We start from the raw sequence: 19,091 nt of genomic DNA on the forward strand, positions 1-19,091 counted from the left end.
TCGTGGCAAGACCGCAGCCAAGGTCTTGGCACCCTGAAGGCTTTACTCGCCCCCAAAAGTGCGGAAGCGGGCGCGATCTGCCATCCCCCCGGTGGTCGCGCTCGCTTCCGCACGAGCCGGCGGCGGCGCGCAGAGGGCCGGGATCTCCGACGGGGGCCGCGGCCGGGAGAAGTGAAAGCCCTGGGCCAGCCGGTAGCCGAGCTCCAGCAGTCTCGCCGCCTGCTCGGGCGTCTCCACGCCCTCGGCCACCGCCTCCAGGCGCAGGGCCTGGGCGATCTCGCTGATCGACGTCGCGATCGCCTCCTGCTCCACCGTGCCCGTGACGCCGTCGACGAAGGACTTGTCGACCTTCAGCACGTCGACCGGGCAGGTGCGCAGCAGGCCCAGCGACGAGTGGCCGGTGCCGAAGTCGTCCAGGGCGATCTTCACGCCGAGCGCGTGCAGCGCCCGCACGGTGTCCAGGGCTCGGCCGCCGCCGAAGACCGCGGTCTCGGTGATCTCGATGTTCAGGCGGGACGGGTCCAGACCGGTCTCGCGCAGGGTGGACTCGACCGTGGCGACGAACGCCGGCTCGAGCAGCTGGCGGGCCGAGGCGTTCACGCTGATCTTGGCCGGGGCGGCGTCGCCGAGCTGCGCGGTCCAGTCGGCGGCCTGGCGGCAGGCCTGGCGCAGCACCCAGGCCCCGATCGGCACGATGAGGCCCGTGCGCTCCGCGACCGGGATGAACTTCGCCGGGGAGACCATGCCGCGCGCCGGATGGTGCCAGCGGACCAGGGCCTCGACGCCGCGGACCTCGCCGCCGGGCAGGCCCACGATCGGCTGGTAGACGACGGTCAGCTCGTCGCGGTCGAGCGCCTGGCTCAGCTCCGCGGCCAGCTGCGCGTGCTCGACGGCGTGCGCGTCGAGCTCCGGGCCGTATTCGACCCAGCGGCTCTTGCCGAGCTCCTTCGCCGCGTACATCGCCATGTCGGCCCGGCGCAGCAGGTCGCTCGCCGCGCAGTCCGCGGTGTGCCGGGCGACGCCGATGCTCGCCTGCACCAGCAGCTCGTACCCGGCGGCCCGAACCGGCGCGGCGAGCGCGTCGATGAACGCCTCGGCGATGGCCGCGCTGCGGTCGCGGTCGGCCCCGATCAGCAGCACCGCGAACTCGTCCCCGCCGAGCCGCGCCACGACGTCGCCGGCCCCGACGGTCGCGCGCAGCCGCTCGGCCACCTCGACGAGCAGCGCATCCCCGACCGCGTGCCCGAGCCGGTCGTTGATCGCCTTGAAGTCGTCGAGATCGATCAGCGCGACCGCCACCCCGGCACCACCCTCGCCGGACCCGCCCGCCACCGGACCACCGGCCCCAGCACCGCCGGCTCCCCCACCGGCCGCAACACCGCCCGCCGCAACGCCGCCAGCCCTAACACCGTCCGCCCCAGCGCCGCCCGCCGCCGCACCGCCCGCTGCAGCACCGCCCGCCGTGACGCCGGCCCCAGCACCGCCAGCCGCGACGCCGCCGACCACAGCACCGCCCGAGCCCCAGCGCGACTCGGCCACCGCCTCGGCGGTCCGGGCCGCGAACAGCGCGCGGTTGGCCAGCCCCGTCAGCCCGTCGTGCGAGGCCTGGTAGCTGAGCTGGTCCTGGTAGCGCCGCGACTCGGTGATGTCCCGCGCATTGGCGACCACGCCCCGGACGCTCGGGTCGTGCAGGAGGTTGGTGGTGACGACCTCGAACCAGCGCCAGGTGCCGTCCGGGTGGCGCAGGCGCAGCTGCAGGGTCGTCGTGCTGCCCGGCGTGGCGAGGCTCGCGGTCGCGCGGTTCAGGGCCTCCCGATCGCCGGGGTGGACCATGTCCGGCAGCGAGATGGCCGCGGCCGAGCGCTCGCCGGTGAAGCGGAGCAGGCTCGGGCTCGCGTACGTGACGTGGAAGCCGGCGTCGCAGATGGCCGACATGTCCGAGGAGTGCTGGACCAGCGAGCGGAACCGGCGCTCGTGGCGGCGCAGCTCCAGCATGCTCGCGTCGACGCGGGCGAGCAGGTGCGAGTTGTCGTACAGCGAGACCAGCTGCCGGGCCACGACCAGCAGCGTGAGCAGCACCGAGCCGCCGACCAGGATGCGGGTCTCGCGCGGGCTCGTGCCGATCCCGGCCAGCACGAACGCGTCGGCGGCCAGGATCGCGGCGTAGGGCACCAGGCTGAACGGCCGACGCTGGCGCCGGGTCACGGTCGCCGCCGGCTCGCCGAAGGCCCGGCGCTGGCGGATCGCGGCCAGGGCCAGCCCGACGCAGCAGGCCGGGATCGAGATGTGGCAGTCGTTGACGTACGGCCGCGACTCCAGCAACGGCGCCGCCGAGCCCGCGAGCCCCCCGGCCAGCAGGGTGCCGCCCATGATCCACAGCGACCGCCGGTCGAGCGCGCCGGCGCCGGCCAGAGCGACCTTGGCCAGGGCGAACATGGCCGCGAAGAGCATGAGCAGGACGCCGAACATGGTCCACGAGGTGCCGGTGACGCCGGTCAGGCTCACCTCGGCCCGCGCGGCGAAGAACCAGGCCACGAGCATCGTGGCGGCCAGGATCACGGCCATGTCGAGGCTGAAGGTGAGCAGGTCGCGGCGGCTGCGCCGGCCCATCGGCAGGCGCAGGAGTGCCCAGACGACCACGACGACGGCCCCGAGGAACAGCACCAGCGTCAGCGGGTTGGAGCGCTGGGTGGGCGCGCCCGGCCCGAGCAGCGAATCGTAGGCGCTGCTCCAGATCGCGGCCATGATCACGGCCATGACGAGGGTCATGTGACGCCAGAAGCGCCCGGCGCGGCGGTCGGGCGCGGCGCGGGCCGTGCGCAGGCACACGACGGCCGTGAGCACGGTGCAGACGGGCGCCGGCAGCCAGCCGAGCGCGGGGTGCAGCAGCGGCTGGGGCCACTGGGCGATCAGCCAGGCGACGCTGAGCACGGCGAACCCCGTAGTCCAGCGCAGCAGCCGCCGATCCAGCGCCATCCCCGCCCGTACCTCCCCCACCGGCCGCACGAGCGCGCGGCCGAATAGATGCCACCGTGCAAATAATCGGCCGGGACGGGCACCAGATGAGCGCCCTGGATGAGGCGTTCACCACGTTTTATCGCTTCGATCCCAAATGACCGGATCTCCAGATACCGCAAGGCAAGTTCATGATCAGTACGTAGTCAGGCGGTCACACATCGACGCCCACCGGTGCTAGGTTGACCGCATCGCGCGTCCGCACCTTCGCGCACCGTAGCGGGCTCGCAAGGAGAGAAAGGGAGGCCATGACGGAGGGCCGGCACCACAGGCGTCGCGGCGACGACGACCTCACGGCCGACGGGATCTACGTCCCGCCCCCGCGCGAGACGCCCGCCCCAGCCCCCTCACCGTGGGCCCCCACGGCATCGACCGAGCCCCCGCCACCCCCGCCCCCTAGCGACGCACAATCGCCGGCGCGGGCCGCGCGCCCCTCCCCCTGGGCGCCGGCCGACGACGGCGACACGTACTCCGACGACCACCCCGCGGAGTACGAGGAGGAAGGGCCGTATGCGCCGGCGGAGGACGACCCCCCGCTTCCACCGGCGCATACGGCCCGACCCCGCCGCGACGCCTGGCTACCGCCGCTCTACCCCCAGGAGTGGCCGCCCGCCCCCGACCACCATGAGCACCGGGAACACCGGGGACCCCAGAGGCCCGTCCCGCCCCCGCCGCCGCAGCAGCAGCCGACACCGTCCGACCAGCCCCCGGGCACCAAGCTGTGGGTGGCCGCCGGCGTGGTGATCGTCGCGCTGGCCGTGGCCGCCGGGGTCGCGGTCGGGCTCAACCTCGCCTCGCGCAACCGCGCCGAGCACTCCGGCGGCGCGGCCGGAGCGGCGGGTGCGACCTGCGGCGGCCGGGGGGTGCTGCGCACCACCGTCACCCCCGAGCTCGCTCCCGTCGTCGAGCAGGCCGCGGCCGACATCGGCGCCAACCAGCAGGGCGGCTGCAAGCTGGTCGCCATCACCGCCACCGACACCTACGCCGGCGGCGAGGCCTGGATCCCGGCGACCGCGGGCTGGGCCCGGCTGGCCAAGTTCGACTACGCCCCCGAGCCCGTCTCGCTGGCCCGCACCCCGGTCGTCATCGCCGCCCCCAGGGCCTACGCCGAGGGGCTGGGCTGGCCGGACAAGCAGCCGACGTGGGCCGCGCTGGGCGCCGCACTCAACAACGGCCAGAGCCCGAAGCTCAGCATGGGCAGCCCGCTGCGCGACACCGCGGGGCTGCTCGCCGCGATGGAGATCCAGAGCGCGATGGCCCGCACCACGACCGACCCCGGCATCGCCCAGATGCGGGCGCTGTCGGTGCGGGCGCGGCTCGCCGACGCCGAGGCCGAGCCGGCCAAGCTGCTGGAGAAGCTGGCGCAGCAGACCGACTCGGCCCGGGCCCTGCGCGACGTGGGCCTGTTCACGCTCACCGAGCAGGACTTCTGGCGCTACCAGCAGACCCGGCACCCGGTGGCGATGGCCGCGCTGTACCCGGCCGACGCCATCGCCGAGGCCGACTTCCCGCTGCTGATGACCCCGAAGGCGGCCGGCGACGGGGAGCTCAAGGCGCTCGCGGCCCGGCTGGCCGAGCGGATGCACGCCAAGGAGTTCGCCGACCGGCTCACCAGCCGCGGGCTGCGGCCGGCCGGCGACGCGGCGCCGGGCGGCGACGGGCTCACGGCGAAGTACCAGGCGGCGATCGGGCTGCCGGACAACGTCGCCGAGTGGGCCGCGACCTGGGCGCAGTACAAGCGGCTCGCCTACCACACGCTGCTGCTCGTGGACGCGTCCGCCTCGATGAACGACGAGGTGCACGACCGGGCCGGCAACGTGACCACCAAGGCGGGGCTGCTGCGCTCGGCCGGAGTCCAGGCGGCCCAGCTCTTCGGCGACGAGACCAGCCTCGGCGTGTGGATGTTCGCCTCGCCCGGGGCCGAGGCGCCGCCGTTCACCGTGGCGCTACCGTTCGGCCCGATGGCCGACGCGGTCGGCGACGTGCCCCGGCGCGAGGCGATGCGCAAGGTGGCGGAGCAGTACGCGGCGTTGCCGAAGGCGGGGACCCCGCTGTTCGAGACGGTGCTGCGCGGGGTGGGTGACCTGAAGGACCGGTTCGCCTCCGACGCCGTCAACCTCGTCGTGGTGCTCACCGACGGCCGCGACCAGGACTCGAGGTTCTCCATGCCCAAGGAGCAGTTCCTGAGCCGGCTCACCGGGCTGCGCGACCCCGGGCGGCCGGTGATGGTCTTCGCGATCGGCTACGGCGGCGACGCCGACATGACCGTGCTGCGGGAGATGTCGCAGCTGACCGGAGGGCAGGCGGTCGCCTCGAACGACCCCGGCGACCTGGCGAGCGCCATGGCCAAAATCTTTCTCGCAGCCCACGCGCCCAGATAGGTGCATCTGCCGCAATCCGGGTAGACAGGCGGAGCCCTCGACCGGGGCGATGCCATGTGTGTACGCGATTGGGGTGATGGCCATGAGCGGGCCTATCGTGGGCAAGCGCCGCCTCCGAGCCGAGCTGCGACGGCTGCGGCGCGAGCGGGAGCTGACCCAGGACCTGGTGGCGGCCGAGATGGAGTGGTCGCTGTCCAAGCTCATCCGCATCGAGAACGGCACGGTCGCCATCTCCGTGAGCGACCTGCGCAGTCTGCTGGCCTACTACCGGGTCCACGACCCGCGGACGGTCGACGAGCTGCTGGAGCTGGCCCGGGCGGCCAAGCGGCGGATGTGGTGGGACGAGTACCGTCCGACCCTGTCCGCGCAGCTGGTCACCTACGTGGGCTTCGAGGCGGAGGCGGCCCGCGTCGGGGAGTGGGCGCCGATCATGTTCCCGACGCTGCTGCAGACGCGGCGGTACGCGCACGCCACCACGGACGCCGAGTCCCCGGCGGCCGAGCGGCGGGTCGAGTTCCACCTGCGCCGCCAGGAGGAGCTGTTCGCCCGCAGCGAGCCACCCAGTGTGCAGATCCTGCTGGACGAGTCGGTGCTGCGCCGCGGCCCCGTCTCCGGCGACGAGTCGCTGCTGGTCGACCAGCTCGAGCACACGATCGACGTGGCGCAGCGCCCGTACGCCGACATCCGGGTGGTGCCCCTCGGGGCCGGCTACCACCCCGGCTGGGACGGCGACTTCACGCTGCTGGAGTTCGGCGCCGACGACGGCGTGCTCTGGCGCCAGCACCTGTTGTGGGAGGAGCCGGAGCTCATCGCGGCGTACCGGATGATCCTGGAACGGCTGGCGAACCTCGCACTGTCGCAGGAGGCCACGCTGGACCTCCTGCGACAGGTGGCGAGCGAGCTCAAGTAAGCATGCTCAGAGCTTTTCGTAACAGGGCTTGTCGAGCTTGTAGTCCTTGGCCGTGGGGCCGACGAAGTAGTCCTTGACCAGCGGCACGTCCGTCGTGCCGTTGCCGGTGGCGGGGCTGTAGAGCAGCGACTGGCGGAACTGCCCGTCGGGGCCGCCGGCGAAGTTGCCGGCGCCGTCGGGCAGCATGCCCTCGTAGTCGACCTTGGTCAGCGACTTCGCGGCCTTCACGAGCCCGGCCCGGGTCAGGTCGCCGTCGGCCTGGGCCTTCTTGAGCGCCGCGAGCAGCGGGTACGACCAGACCCAGCCGGACGTGTAGCCGTCGTTCGGGGTGACCGAGGAGCCCAGCGCCTCGCGCATGGCCTTGTGGCCGGGCGAGTCGGTCGAGAACGTCTTCCACGGCGCGGTCTGCAGGTAGAGCGCCTTGAGCGCCGGGGCCGCCGGGCTCTGCAGCAGGCCCGGGTTCCACGACGGGCTGGTGCCGATGAACTTGCCGGTGTAGCCGCGCTGGGCGGCCCCGCCGACGACCGCGGCGGTGTCGGCCGGCCCGGTGGTGATGATGACCAGGTCCGGCTTCTGGCTGACGATCGCGCTGATCGCGCCGGCCTGCTTGTCGGTGCCCGAGTCGGTCTTCACGTCGATGAACGTGATGCCGTTCTTCTCCGCGGCGATCTTGGTGCCGGCGGCGGCGTCGTCGCCGTAGTCGCCGGCCAGGTGGACCGCCATGACGGACTTGGGCTTGAAGGCGTCCTTGGCGTAGTCGACGGCGTTCATCGACTCGAAGCAGTAGTTGGCGCCGGACTCGAGGATGTTGTCCTCGAACGCGTACGCCGACGTCCACGCGGCCGGGGTGGCCAGCACGTTGTTCTGCTTCATGTCGGGCAGGATCGCGGCCGTGGTCGGCGAGCCCAGCGACTGCGCGAGCGCCAGGACCTTGCCCTTGATCTCCTGGTACACCTCGTTGTGGGTCTGCGGGTTGTACTTGTTGTCGCGCACGTAGGTCTCGGCGTCGATGTCGTAGCCGCCGATCCCGCCCTGCGCGTTGACGCGCTGCCAGAACTTCTTCTGGGCCTCGGTGATCGGCACGGCGAGGGCGTGGAACGGCCCGACGGTGAGGTCGGAGATGATGCCGAGGTAGATGCACCCGCGGTCCTTGTGCTCGGACTTCGGGCACGGCTCCTTGGTGATGCCGACGTCGGTCTTGGTGCCGCCGGCGTTCTGGGCGTCGGTGTTGTCCGCGCCGCGACAGGCCGAGAGCCCGGCCGCGGCGAGCACCGCGGCCAGGGTGAGGGCGATCGACCGCTTCATGCATGGGCTCCTTAGTACGAGAAGGGCCAGGCTTTCCAGTAGTTGCGAAGCCGTATCCAGATGCCGAACAGCCCCCGCGGCTCGAAGATCAGGAACACGACGATCAGCACGCCGTAGAGGACGGTCTCGAGCTGGTAGGCGTTCGGCGACTCGGCCGGGGACGAGCTGATGAACGGCAGGAGCGACGGGATCTCCCGGGTCAGCCGCGGCAGCAGCGTGATCAGGAAGGCGCCCAGGATCGCGCCGCTCACGGTGCCGGCCCCGCCGATGAGGATCATGGCGATGTACTGCACCGAGAGCAGCAGGTCGAACGAGGTCGGGTCGAAGTAGCCCGCCCCGACGTAGAGCAGCGCACCGGCGCAGCCGGCGTAGAACGACGACACCCCGAAGGCGACCGTCTTGTAGCGGGCCAGGTTGACCCCGATCACACCGGCCGCGATGTCACGGTCCCGGATGGCGGTCAGCGCCCGGCCCACCCGCGAGCGGGCCAGGTTGCGCGCGGCCAGGGCGCCGATCAGGAGCAGGACCAGCATCAGCAGGTACAACTTCTGGTCCCTGGTCAGGAACGCGTCCGACGTGTTGAGGTCGAGGCCCAGCAGCGACGGGGCCGGCGGCTGGCGGCCCACGCCGGGCCCGCCGGTCAGCTCGGACCACCCGTTGATGACGTGCCCGCCGATGAAGACCAGCCCGAGCGTGACCACGGCCAGGTAGAGCCCGCGCAGCCGGGTGGCCAGCGGCGCGACCAGCATCCCGGCCAGCGCCGCGACCAGGCCGGCAGCGGGCAGCCAGACCAGGATCTCGGTGACCCCGAAGCCGATCGTGCGCCCGTCCGGATCACCCGCCAGCGCGGCCGCCGTGTAGGCGCCGATGGCCAGGAAGAACGCGTGGCCGAGGGACACCTGCCCGGCGAGACCGGTGACGATGTTGAGGCCGAGCGCGCCGAGGGCCGTGACGCACGCGAGGCCGAGCAGCTGCAGCACGTCGTCCTGCACCAGGAACGGCATCGCCAGCGCGACGAGCAGCCCCACGAGCACGAACGTGCGTTGGACGGCGGTGCCGAACAGCGCGAAGTCCTGGGAGTACGCGGTGTGCAGCAGCGGACGCTTTCTCATACGCGCGTGACCTCCCGGGTGCCGAACAGCCCGTACGGGCGGACCAGCAGGACGAGCAGCATGACGACGTAGGGCGTGACGACGGAGAAGTTGCCGCCGAGCCACGGCAGGTGGCCCTGGTAGGCCGCAGTGACCTCCTGCACCACCCCGACCACGACCCCGCCGATGACCGCCCCGGGCAGCGAGTCCAGCCCGCCGAGGATGATCACGGGGAGCGCGGTCAGCGCGACCAGCCACAGCGACTCGCTGACGCTGCCGCCGACCGCGGCGAAGGTGCCGGCCACGGCCGCGAGGGCCCCGGCCAGCGCCCACGACATCGCGAAGACCGACCCGACGCTGACCCCCTGCGCGAGCGCGGCCTCCTGGTCGTAGGCGGCGGCCCGCATGGCCAGACCGGTGCGGGTGTACCGGAAGAAGGCGAACAGCGCCGCGATGAGCACCGCGGTCGTGAGCACCATCGCCACGTGCCGCTGCTCCACGACGATCCCGCCGGGCAGCTTGAACACCTTCAGCCCCCACGGGTCGCCGACGTGGCGCACGTCGAGGCCGATGAAGGCGTTGTCGACGACCCGCACGGCGATGTCGATGCCGAGCGTGATGATGGCGACGGTGAACACGGGGCGGCCGATCATCGGGCGCACCGCGAGCCGCTCGACGCCCAGGGCCAGGCCGCCGGTGAGCGCGGCCGCGGCGACCAGGGCCGCGAAGAAGCCGAGCGGGCCGGCGAGGTACGTCACCAGCACCGCCCCGGCGAGCATGAACGACGGCTGGGCGAACGAGATCACCCGCGTCGCCTTGTAGATGATCACGAAGCCGAGGCCCAGCAGCGCGTACACGCTGCCGGTGCCGATGCCCCGCAGCACGCTTTCGAGCAGATCCTTCACGCCGGACTCCGGTACATCTCGTCGACCTCGGCACGGAAGGCCTCGGCGACCGCGGCGCGGCGCACCTTCTGCGTGGCGGTCAGCTCTCCGGTTTCGTGGTCGAGCTCCTTGGGCAGCAGCCGGAACGTCTTGAGCTGCTCGACCGGTGCGCGGCCGGCGTTGACCTCGTCGACGATGCCGCGCACGAGGGCCAGCACCTCCGGCTTGCCGGACAGGTCGCGGTAGGTGGTGTAGGCCAGGCCCCGCCGCTGGGCCCACTCGCCGACGGTCTCCAGCTCGATGCCGACCAGCGCGGTGAGGAAGGCCCGGCGGTCCCCGACGACGACGGCCTCCTTGACGTACGGGGAGGCCTTGAGCGCATTCTCGAGCTCGCTGGGCGCGATGTTCTTGCCGCCCGCGGTGATGATGATGTCCTTGGCGCGGTCGGTGATGCGCAGGTGCGTGCCGTCGAGCGCCCCGATGTCCCCGGTGCGCAGCCAGCCGTCGGGGGTGAGCGCCGCGGCGGTGGCGTCCGGGTCGGCGTAGTAGCCGGCGAAGGTCCCCGCGTGCCGGGTCAGGATCTCGCCGCCGTCGCCGATGCGGACCTCGACCCCGGGCTGGGGCTCGCCGACGGTGCCGAGGCGGACGCGGCCGGGCCGGTTGGCGGTGGCGATGGCGGCGTTCTCCGTCATGCCGTACACCTCGTGCATCGGCACCCCGATGCCCATGAAGAACCGCAGCACCTCGGGCGCGACCGGGGCGGCGCCGCTGGCCGCGTACCGCACGTGCCGCAGCCCGATCCGCTCCCGCAGCGCGCGGTAGCAGCACAGCCAGCCCAGCGCGTAGCGCAGCCGGCTGCCGGGGGTGTGCCGCCCGCCGTTGGCGGCGAGGGTGGCCCCGATGCCGTCGGCGACCCGCAGCCACAGCCGGGCGTTGGCGCGCTTGAGCCGCGACGCTCCGGCGATGCGCGTGGTGACGCCGGCGAGCATCTTCTCCCAGATGCGCGGGACCCCGAAGAGGATCGTCGGCTGTACCTCGCGCAGATCCGCCTGCACGGTCGCGATCGACTCGCCGAAGTGCACGACCACGCCCGTGGCCGCGCCGAGCCACACGGTGAAGACGCGCTCGGCCACGTGACACAGCGGCAGATACGACAGCAGCAGGTCACGGGGGCCGGGCGGCGGATCGGTGAGCCCGCCCTCGCCGCGCAGCACACCGACGGCGAAGTCCACATTGGACACGGTGAGCATCGCGCCCTTGGGCCGCCCGGTCGTGCCGGAGGTGTAGACGAGCGTCGCCAGGTCGCCGGGCTCGGCCGCGAGCTCCAGGTCTTCCTGGGAGACGCCGGCGAGCAGGTCGCCCCAGAAGAGCAGGCGATCGTTGGTGTACCGGTTGCGGATGCCCTTCGGATCGAGGTACACGATCTTGAGCAGCCCGGGGCAGTCCTCCAGCACCGCCAGGGCCTTGTCCACCTGCTCCTGGTCCTCGGCGATGAGCACCTTCGCGCCGCAGTGGGCCAGCAGCCAGCCGACGTCGCCGGCCGGGCTGGTCGGGTAGAGCCCGACGGTCGCCGCGCGCAGCGCCACCGTGGCGACGTCGGCGAAGAGCCACTCGGGCCGGTTCTCGGACAGGATCGCGACCCGGTCGCCCGGCTCCACGCCCAGCCCGCGCAGCGCGTGGGCGACCGACTGGGCCGTGTCCCAGTACTGCCCCCAGGTGATCTCGCGCCAGATGCCGCGGTGCTTCTCCCGCAGCGCGACCGCGTCCGGCGTCCGCCGCGCCCGATCCCGCACCAGGTCGGCGATGGTCATGCCCCCTCCTCGCTTCGCTCGCCGGGTGCCTGACCTTCCATCTGCGCTAGCCGATGCCCGGCCCCTCCGCAACGCTGCGGACCGGTCATGCCGCCTCCCCCAGGTAGGCGCGGATGACGTCGGGGTGCTGCTGGACCTCTTTCGGCGTGCCGCACGCGACCGGGACGCCGAAGTCGACCACCAGCACCCGGTCGGCGAGGTCCATGACCAGGCCCATGTCGTGCTCGACGAGGATCATCGGGATGCCCAGCTCGTCGCGGATGTCGAGGATGTACCGCGCCATGTCCTCGGTCTCCTCGAGATTCATGCCGGCGACCGGCTCGTCGAGCAGCAGCAGCCGCGGCTCCATGGCGAGCGCGCGGCCCAGCTCCACCCGCTTCTGCACGCCGTACGGCAGCAGCCCCACCGGCATCCGGCGCCACGGCGCGAGCTCGAGGAAGTCGACGATCTCCTCGACCCGGGCCCGGTTGGCCAGCTCCTCGCGGCGGGCGCGGCCGAGCCAGGCGACGGCGGCGAGGGTGCCGTAGCGCATGTGGTGGTGCCGGCCGAGCATCAGGTTCTCCACGACCGTGAGCTGGCGGAACAGCTCGACGTTCTGGAACGTGCGGGCGACGCCGAGCCGGGCGACGCGGTCGGGGCGCGCGCCGGTGATGTCGGTGTCGCCCAGCAGGACCCGGCCGTGTTGCGGGCGGTACACCCCGGAGATCACGTTGAAGATGGACGTCTTGCCGGCGCCGTTGGGGCCGATCACCGCGAAGAGCTCGTCGGCGCCGACGCTGAAGTCGACCCCGTTGATCGCCTTGACGCCCGCGAAGCTCAGCTGCACGTCCTGGAAGGTCAGCACATCACTCACGACGTCACCTCCGCAAGCTCCGGTGCCGCCGCGAGAACGCTGCGCCCATGGTGAGCGGCCCCTCCGCTCCGCTCCGGACCGCTCACGACAGCCACCGCTTCCGGCGCTTGTAGTGCTTGACCTCGCGGAACGAGTGGGCGGCGTGCGATCCCAGGTAGAACTCGCGGATGTCGTCGTCGGCGAGCAGCTCGGCGGCGGGCTTGTCGAGCACGACCTTGCCGTTCTCCAGCACGTATCCGTGCTCGGCGACGGAGAGCGCCATGGTCGCGTTCTGCTCGACCAGCAGCACGGCGGTGCCGGCCCGGTTGATCTCCACGATCAGGTCCCGCACCTGCTCGACCATGCGCGGGGCCAGGCCCAGGCTCGGCTCGTCCAGCAGCAGGTACTTCGGGTCGGACATGAGCGCCCGGCCCATCGCGAGCATCTGCTGCTCACCGCCGGAGAGGTAGCCGGCCACCGCCGCGCGCCGCTGCTTGAGCACCGGGAAGAGCCCGTACATGCGCTCCATCGCCTCGGCCGCGCCGCGGCGGCGGGTGTGGGCGCCCAGCCGCAGGTTCTCCTCCACGGTGAGCTCGGCGAAGGTGCGCCGGCCCTCCATCACCTGACTGATCCCGCGCCGCACGACCGCGGCGGGGCGCAGACGGTGGACGGGAGCGTCGCCCAGGGTGACGGAGCCGCGCGTCACGGCCCCGTCGTGCACGCCCAGCAGGCCGGAGAGCGCCCGCAGCAGCGTGGTCTTGCCGGCGCCGTTCGCGCCGAGGAGGGCGACGATCCGGCCCTCCGGGACGGCGAGGCTCACGCCCCGCAACACCAGCATCACATCGTCGTAGACGACCTCGAGGTTCTGGACCCGTAGCACGTGCGGACCCCCGAACTATTTGCACCGGCGGTGTAAGAAGTTAGGAGTATTTAACCCGCTTCCGCGTAGGAATCAAGCCCCGAATCTGTAACCGTCCGGCACCAATGTCACGGTCTGGCACGGGCGGCCAACCGGCGGTAATACGGACTTTTGGGGTAATAGATATCGAGCGGGACGCACGCCTTTCGCCTGCGAGATGATCACGTTAAGTTAGGCTCTGGCCTGCTCGGCAGTCCGCCGTCCAACCCGGACGGCGCCGGGCAAGCGCCGCCGAATCGACATCGCGCGCACCCGCCCCCGGGCGCGCGCGGCGAACCGGGGACCCGTGTTCTTCGGGGTGAATCCGCAATGCTGCGGTAGGGCGCTATCTCTTCCCGCCCGAACCCGTCAGCTAACCCGGTAGGCGGTGTCGGTGCAGAAGGGTCTTTCCTTGTCCACTGGACATCGTGCCCGCCGGTCGGTGCTGCGGACTCTGCTGATCGGGTTCGTCTCACTCACCGTGCTCGCACCCGCGACGGTCGCGCACGCGGATCCGTCGCTCGCCGACATCGAGGCTCAGCTCGACAAGTCGAACAAGGACCTCGAGGCCACGGTCGAGGCCTGGAACAAAATCAACATCGACCTGGCCGACTCCCAGAGCAAGGCGAAGACGCTCGAGGACAGCGTGGCGGCGACCAACGGCGCCGTCCAGGAGATCGCGATCGCCGCGTTCAAGACCAACGGCAACATGCGCAACCTCAACATCGTGCTCAACGCGACGACGTCGGGCTCGCTGATGGACCAGCTCTCGATGCTGCAGCAGATCACGCACCAGCAGCAGAAGAGCATCGAGGACTACAAGAACGACAAGGCCAAGCTGGACGAGACGATCGCGGCGCAGAACACGCAGAAGGCCGATCTCGAAAACCAGCGCAAGCAGATCGAGGGCGACGTCAAGAAGCTCGAGGACCTGCAGAAGAAGGCCAAGAACGCCGGCAGCACCAAGGTGAGCTCGCCCGGCACGACCAACGCCAAGGCGCCCGTCGTCGACGACGCGACCCGGCAGAAGGTCGTCAACTTCGCCTACGCCCAGCTCGGCGAGCCCTACAAGTGGGGCGCCGCCGGTCCGAACAGCTGGGACTGCTCCGGCCTGACCATGGGCGCGTGGGGCGCCGCGGGCGTGAGCCTGCCGCACAACGCGGCCAGCCAGTGGAGCAAGGTGGCCCACATCAGCAGCTCCCAGCTGCTGCCCGGCGACCTCGTCTTCTACAACGGGCTCGGCCACGTCGGCATCTACGTCAAGCCCGGCACCATCGTGCACGCCCCGCACACCGGCGACGTGGTGAAGGAGGCGCCGATCGGCGTCGACAGCATCTACGGGTACGGGCGGCCGAAGGTCTAGTTCGTCGCTTGTTCGAAGGGCCGCTCTTCTCACCGAAGGGCGGCCCTTCATCATTGGGGCATGGCGACCTGGGACCCGCAGCAGTACGAGCGCTTCGCCGACGAGCGCGCCCGCCCCTTCCGCGAGCTCGTGGCGCGCATCCCCACCACGTCCGCGGTCGCCGTCGTCGACCTCGGCTGCGGCCCCGGCACGATGACCGCCACCCTCGCGTCCCGCTGGCCGGACGCGGCGATCCTGGGCCTCGACTCCTCGCCGGCGATGATCGCGGCGGCCGCGGAGCACCAGACCGCCCAGCTGACCTTCCAGCTCGCCGACGCGGGCGAGTGGCGGCCCCAGCGCGGCTCCCTCGACGTCATCGTGGCCAACGCCTCGCTGCAGTGGGTCGGCGACCACGGGACGCTGCTGCCGCTGTGGGCGGCGGCGCTCGACGACGGCGGCACGCTCGCCTTCCAGGTGCCGCTCTCCTTCGACCCGGGCATGGCCGCGGTGGCGGCACGGGAGCGCTGGGCACCGCTGCTGGCGGGCGCATCGGGCACCACGGGTCCGCGCTCGGCGTCGCCGGTGCTGAGCGCGGCCGACTACGTGCGGCTCCTTTCCGCGGCCGGCCTCACCGTGGACGCGTGGGAGACGACCTACTACCACGTGCTGCCCGGCGACGACCCGGTCTTCGAGTGGTTCAAGGGCACCGGCCTGCGGCCCTACCTCGACGCCCTCTCCGGGGACGACCTCGAGGAGTTCACGGCGGAGGTCAAGGAGCAGATGCGGCAGTTGTACCCGCGCGAGCCCTTCGGCACGATCCTGCCGTTCCCTCGCCTCTTCGTCGTCGCACAGCGGGCCTGAAACCTTCGCGGCTCCCGGCTCCCGGCTCCCGGCTCGCGGCTCCCGTTTTCCCGGCCCCGTCTCCCGGCCCGCGGCCCCGTCTCCCGGCCCGCGGCCCCGTCTCCCGGCCCGCGGTCCTCGTTTCGCGGCTCGTGGCTTGTCGCGCATCGGACATGGCCCCGGCCCCTGCCACGGCCGCGCGTACGTGCCGACCGCGCCATAACGCCGTTCCCGTTCGCGCGAATCGTCGCGCATCGGGCATGACCTGCGTCAAATGGTTTACATCAGGACTTGATCTCGATTCATACGCTGAGGCGCGTGAGTAAAACCTGGAAGATCATTATTTTCGGCGGGATCGGCCTCTTCGTGCTCTGCTGCGGAGGCGGCGTCGCCGGGCTCTTCTTTGTCGTCAACGGCTCCACCAAAGCACCCAAGGCCGCGACCGGGGACTTCCTGACCGCGCTCGAGACCGGCAAGACCCAGGCCGCCTACGACCTGCTGTGCTCCTCGGCGCAGCAGAACTACGGACCGGAGACCTTCGAGGCGTACGTCAAGAAGGACCCCATCACCGCCCACGACATCAGCTGGGGCGGCTCCTACAGCAACAACAACGGCCACGAGACGGCCCAGATCGACGCCAGCCTGACCTACCAGAACGCCGGCAAGTCCAGCCACAGCTTCGACCTGATCAAGGAGAGTGGCTCCTGGAAGGTCTGCGGCAACCCCTTCTAGGGCCACTCGCCTCATGGCTGTCATACGGGCCGCGGACCTGCCCGGCTCCGCGGCCCTGAGCCATGTCCGCCGCCGCGACTACTCACCTGCTCGGTCCGCCGCCGCCGCTCACCGCTGACCCGTTCGCGCCGCCGCCGCAGCTGACCGCTCACCGCTTGGCGCCGCCGCCGCCAAATTCGACGGCCCGCCGGACTGCTCCGCTGCCTGGTCCGCGCCGCCACCGCCGTTCGCGCAGCCGTTACCGTTCGCCGCGGACCGATTCCCGCGCCTTCCCGCGCCACTGACTCGGTCTCACGGCGCGAAAAAGCCCCGGGTCCGCTCCGACCCGGGGCCTTGCTCGTCTTGGGGGATGTAGCTGCTTGCTAGGCGGCCTGCAGGCCCTCCGCCCGGGCCAGCTCACGCAGCCGGCCGAGCGCCTGAATCTCCAGCTGGCGAATGCGCTCGCGGGAGAGCGAGAACCGCGTCGCCACCTCGGTCAACGAGTGCTCGCGCCCGTCCTCGAGGCCGTAGCGGGCCCGCATGATGCCGGCCGAACGGTCGTCCAGGTGGTTGAGCAGGCCCTCGATCCGCTGGCGCTCCAGCGCGGCCAGGACCACGTCCTCCGGCGACGGGGCGTCGGAGTCCGCGACCAGGTCGCCGAGGTTGGTGTCGCCGTCGTCACCCACGGGGGTGTCGAGCGACACGGTGTCCTGCGACCAGCGCATGAGCTCGTGCACCCGCTCGACCGGCACGCCGAGCGCGGTCGCCAGTTGCTCCGGCTCCGGGTCGTTGCCGAGCTCACGGGTGAGCTGCCGCGCGACGTTGCGCATGCGGTTGACGTCCTCGACGAGGTGCACCGGGAGCCGGACCGTGCGCTCCTGCTGCGCGATCGCCCGGCTGATCGCCTGGCGGATCCACCACGTCGCATATGTCGAGAACTTGTATCCACGCACGTAGTCGAACTTCTCGACGGCGCGGACCAGGCCGGTGTTGCCCTCCTGGATCAGGTCGAGCATCGGCATGCCGGACCGCACGTAACGCCGCGCGATCGACACCACCAGGCGTAGGTTGGCTCGGATGAACCGGTCCTTCGCCCGCTCGCCGTCGGCCACGAGGCGGTGCAGCTCCTCCGCGGTCACGCCGTCGGGAATCTCGTCGCTGTCGAGCAGGTGCTCGGCGTAGAGCCCAGCCTCGACCGCCTTGGACAGCTCGACCTCAGAAGCGGCGTCGAGCAGCGGCGTGCGGGAGATCTCATGCAGGTAAACGCCGACCAGGTCACGCTCCTCGGCACCTGTATCGGGTCGCATCTCCACTTTCACGTTCTCCACCTTCGGGCCCCTCCCCGCTCCATCCTTCGCCTTCCCCGTTTCACCCTGCTAAAACGGGTGCCCCCCCGGGTATGCCCCCTACACAACAGTCAAAGCGCCTTCCGAATTCCGCCCCGAGGGGCGATTCGGTGACGACCCCTGAGAGTTGCACCACTTACCTAGACGCTCGGGAGACTGCTCCGGTTCGCTTCGGTTGCAACAAGTGATACGTGCTCTACCTGCCCGTCAGACGCCTGAATTCGCTGTGAGTTCCCTGGGAACGCCAGCGCGGGGGGCGCTTGACGCTCGTGGGCACGGTTGTTCATCGGCAACGGTCAGGGACACGACAGCCTTTTCCGGCCTTGGCGAGCGTGACGCGATGAACACTGGCCGGTCGCCGGCTCACCGCTCGTGCCATTCACGCAACAGCTGTGCCTCTTCATCGATACCCAATCCGTTCTTCGCATCGATGTGGGATGCGTCACGAATGGCCTCGATGGTGTCGCGGACGGTCTCGGCGAGCGGCCGGGTGCGCAGGCCGGCCGCGAGCGAGGCGGTCACGTCCCGGCTCAGGAACCCCGCGTACTCCGGCAGGGGCAGCCAGAACGGCAGCGACCGCGGCCCGCTCCAGGGCGCCACCTCGCGATCGAGCAGGAAGTCCTGGGCGACCCAGGTGAGCTGCTGCGGTACGCCCGCCGCTTCGGCAAAGCCGGCGTGGAACTCCTCCCGGCGCATCGGTGCCCCGATGCCGTCGAGCGCCCCCGCCAGCCCGCTCCCGCCCGCGGCGATGATCCAGTCGGCCAGGTCGCGCACGTCCACGAGCTGCACCGCCTCGTCCGGCCCGCCCGGTGCGAGCACCTCGCCTCCGCGCAGCGCCCGGCGGACCCAGTACTCGAACCGGTACGTCGGATCCTCCGGCCCGACGATCATCCCGGCGCGCACGAGGAACGTGCGATCCGCGCCGAACCCGTCGGCCGCGAGGCGCTCGCACGCCACCTTGCACCGCCCGTACTCCTCCGCGCCGGCCCCCGGGTCCCCGTCGAAGTCCGGCGGCAGCAGCGGTGCCGTCGCGGCGGTCTGTCCCGGGGTCACGCTGTCGGCGTACGCGGAGCAGCTCGACACCAGCGTGTAGTGCGCCACGCGCCCGCTGAGCGCCCCCACGGCGTGCCGGACGTGGTGCGGGTGGCGGGCGACGTCCACGACGGCGTCGAAGGCGCCCTCGATGGCGTCCAGCCCGTCGGCGCGGTCGCGGTCGACGCGGACGAAGGCGGCGCCCTCGACGGGCTCGCCGGACTCGCCGCGGGCGGCGCAGACGACGTCGTGGCCGGCCTGGAGCGCCTGGCGGGCGAGGGCGCGGCCGAGGAAGACGGTGCCGCCGAGTACGAGGATTCTCATCGGCCGATGATTCGCGGCTCGGCGCCGGTTCGCCAGGCCGTTTCGCCCCCAGCGGATCCGCTGGGGGCGAAGCCGCCCCCCGCCGCGACGCACTCGACGCGACTCCTGCCCACGACGCACCCGGCGCGCGGCTCCTGCCCGCGACGCACTCGGCACGGCTGATGAACGCGGCGCACTCAGCGCGGCCGCCGACCGCGACGCACTCAGCGCGGGGCGCGGCTGCGGCCCACGGCGTGCTCGGCGCGGGGCGCAGGGCGCAGGGCGCTCAGCGCGAGGCGCGGGCGCGGGCGCGGCCCACGGCGCGCAGGGCGCTCAGCGCGAGGCGCGTGCGCGGGCGCGGGCGCGGGCGCGGGCGCGGCCCACGGCGCG

At 71.8% G+C, this 19,091-nt stretch carries 14 protein-coding genes and 1 riboswitch; of the genes, 5 read left to right on the forward strand and 9 right to left on the reverse strand.

The window, feature by feature from the left end; translation table 11 throughout:
* Positions 1-42: 42 nt before the first annotated feature.
* Complete coding sequence (locus ABT369_RS39765; protein WP_350620423.1) at positions 43-2,976, reverse strand: putative bifunctional diguanylate cyclase/phosphodiesterase; 2,934 nt, start codon at positions 2,974-2,976, stop codon at positions 43-45.
* Positions 2,977-3,263: 287 nt separating this feature from the next.
* Between ABT369_RS39765 and ABT369_RS39770 the strand changes: the two genes are divergently transcribed.
* Together ABT369_RS39770 and ABT369_RS39775 are read left to right on the forward strand one after the other, a co-directional pair.
* Complete coding sequence (locus ABT369_RS39770) at positions 3,264-5,396, forward strand: hypothetical protein (protein WP_350620425.1); 2,133 nt, start codon at positions 3,264-3,266, stop codon at positions 5,394-5,396.
* An 82-nt stretch (positions 5,397-5,478) separates the two neighbouring features.
* Entirely contained in the window at positions 5,479-6,306 is an 828-nt protein-coding gene (locus ABT369_RS39775) for a DUF5753 domain-containing protein (protein ID WP_350620427.1), read from the forward strand.
* Positions 6,307-6,312: 6 nt separating this feature from the next.
* Here ABT369_RS39775 and ABT369_RS39780 read toward each other — a convergent pair whose 3' ends face one another.
* The 6 genes from ABT369_RS39780 to ABT369_RS39805 form a co-directional block, all read right to left on the reverse strand.
* The gene (locus tag ABT369_RS39780) at positions 6,313-7,611 is read right to left on the reverse strand and encodes an ABC transporter substrate-binding protein (RefSeq protein ID WP_350620429.1); all 1,299 of its coding nucleotides are present in this window, start codon (positions 7,609-7,611) and stop codon (positions 6,313-6,315) included.
* An 11-nt stretch (positions 7,612-7,622) separates the two neighbouring features.
* Complete coding sequence (locus tag ABT369_RS39785) at positions 7,623-8,723, reverse strand: branched-chain amino acid ABC transporter permease (protein ID WP_350620431.1); 1,101 nt, start codon at positions 8,721-8,723, stop codon at positions 7,623-7,625.
* Complete coding sequence (locus ABT369_RS39790) at positions 8,720-9,607, reverse strand: branched-chain amino acid ABC transporter permease (protein ID WP_350620433.1); 888 nt, start codon at positions 9,605-9,607, stop codon at positions 8,720-8,722. The genes ABT369_RS39785 and ABT369_RS39790 overlap by 4 nt, the downstream gene beginning before the upstream one ends.
* A complete protein-coding gene (locus ABT369_RS39795) occupies positions 9,604-11,397 on the reverse strand; it encodes an AMP-dependent synthetase/ligase (RefSeq protein WP_350620435.1) in 1,794 nt (597 codons plus the stop codon). Before ABT369_RS39795 ends, ABT369_RS39790 begins: the two co-directional genes overlap by 4 nt.
* Positions 11,398-11,482: 85 nt before the next feature.
* The gene (locus ABT369_RS39800) at positions 11,483-12,250 is read right to left on the reverse strand and encodes an ABC transporter ATP-binding protein (protein ID WP_350620437.1); all 768 of its coding nucleotides are present in this window, start codon (positions 12,248-12,250) and stop codon (positions 11,483-11,485) included.
* 82 nt (positions 12,251-12,332) lie between these two features.
* The gene (locus tag ABT369_RS39805) at positions 12,333-13,067 is read right to left on the reverse strand and encodes an ABC transporter ATP-binding protein (protein ID WP_350620447.1); all 735 of its coding nucleotides are present in this window, start codon (positions 13,065-13,067) and stop codon (positions 12,333-12,335) included.
* A gap of 300 nt (positions 13,068-13,367) precedes the next feature.
* Positions 13,368-13,529: riboswitch (cyclic di-AMP (ydaO/yuaA leader) on the forward strand.
* Between the two features lie 40 nt (positions 13,530-13,569).
* Here ABT369_RS39805 and ABT369_RS39810 point away from each other — a divergent pair.
* From ABT369_RS39810 to ABT369_RS39820, 3 genes are all read left to right on the forward strand, one after another.
* Entirely contained in the window at positions 13,570-14,490 is a 921-nt protein-coding gene (locus ABT369_RS39810; protein ID WP_350620439.1) for an NlpC/P60 family protein, read from the forward strand.
* A 60-nt stretch (positions 14,491-14,550) separates the two neighbouring features.
* Complete coding sequence (locus ABT369_RS39815) at positions 14,551-15,330, forward strand: methyltransferase domain-containing protein (protein WP_350620441.1); 780 nt, start codon at positions 14,551-14,553, stop codon at positions 15,328-15,330.
* A 297-nt stretch (positions 15,331-15,627) separates the two neighbouring features.
* Positions 15,628-16,041 carry an Rv0361 family membrane protein gene (locus ABT369_RS39820; RefSeq protein ID WP_350620443.1) on the forward strand — a complete coding sequence of 138 codons (414 nt, stop codon included), beginning with the start codon at positions 15,628-15,630 and terminating at the stop codon, positions 16,039-16,041.
* A 362-nt stretch (positions 16,042-16,403) separates the two neighbouring features.
* Here the strand turns inward: ABT369_RS39820 and ABT369_RS39825 are convergent, their stop codons facing one another.
* Positions 16,404-17,327 carry a sigma-70 family RNA polymerase sigma factor gene (locus ABT369_RS39825; RefSeq protein ID WP_350620449.1) on the reverse strand — a complete coding sequence of 308 codons (924 nt, stop codon included), beginning with the start codon at positions 17,325-17,327 and terminating at the stop codon, positions 16,404-16,406.
* A gap of 402 nt (positions 17,328-17,729) precedes the next feature.
* Positions 17,730-18,722 carry an NAD-dependent epimerase/dehydratase family protein gene (locus ABT369_RS39830; RefSeq protein ID WP_350620445.1) on the reverse strand — a complete coding sequence of 331 codons (993 nt, stop codon included), beginning with the start codon at positions 18,720-18,722 and terminating at the stop codon, positions 17,730-17,732.
* Between the last annotated feature and the right edge of the window lie 369 nt (positions 18,723-19,091).

The organism is Dactylosporangium sp. NPDC000244, from assembly GCF_040300725.1.
Classification (GTDB): domain Bacteria; phylum Actinomycetota; class Actinomycetes; order Mycobacteriales; family Micromonosporaceae; genus Dactylosporangium.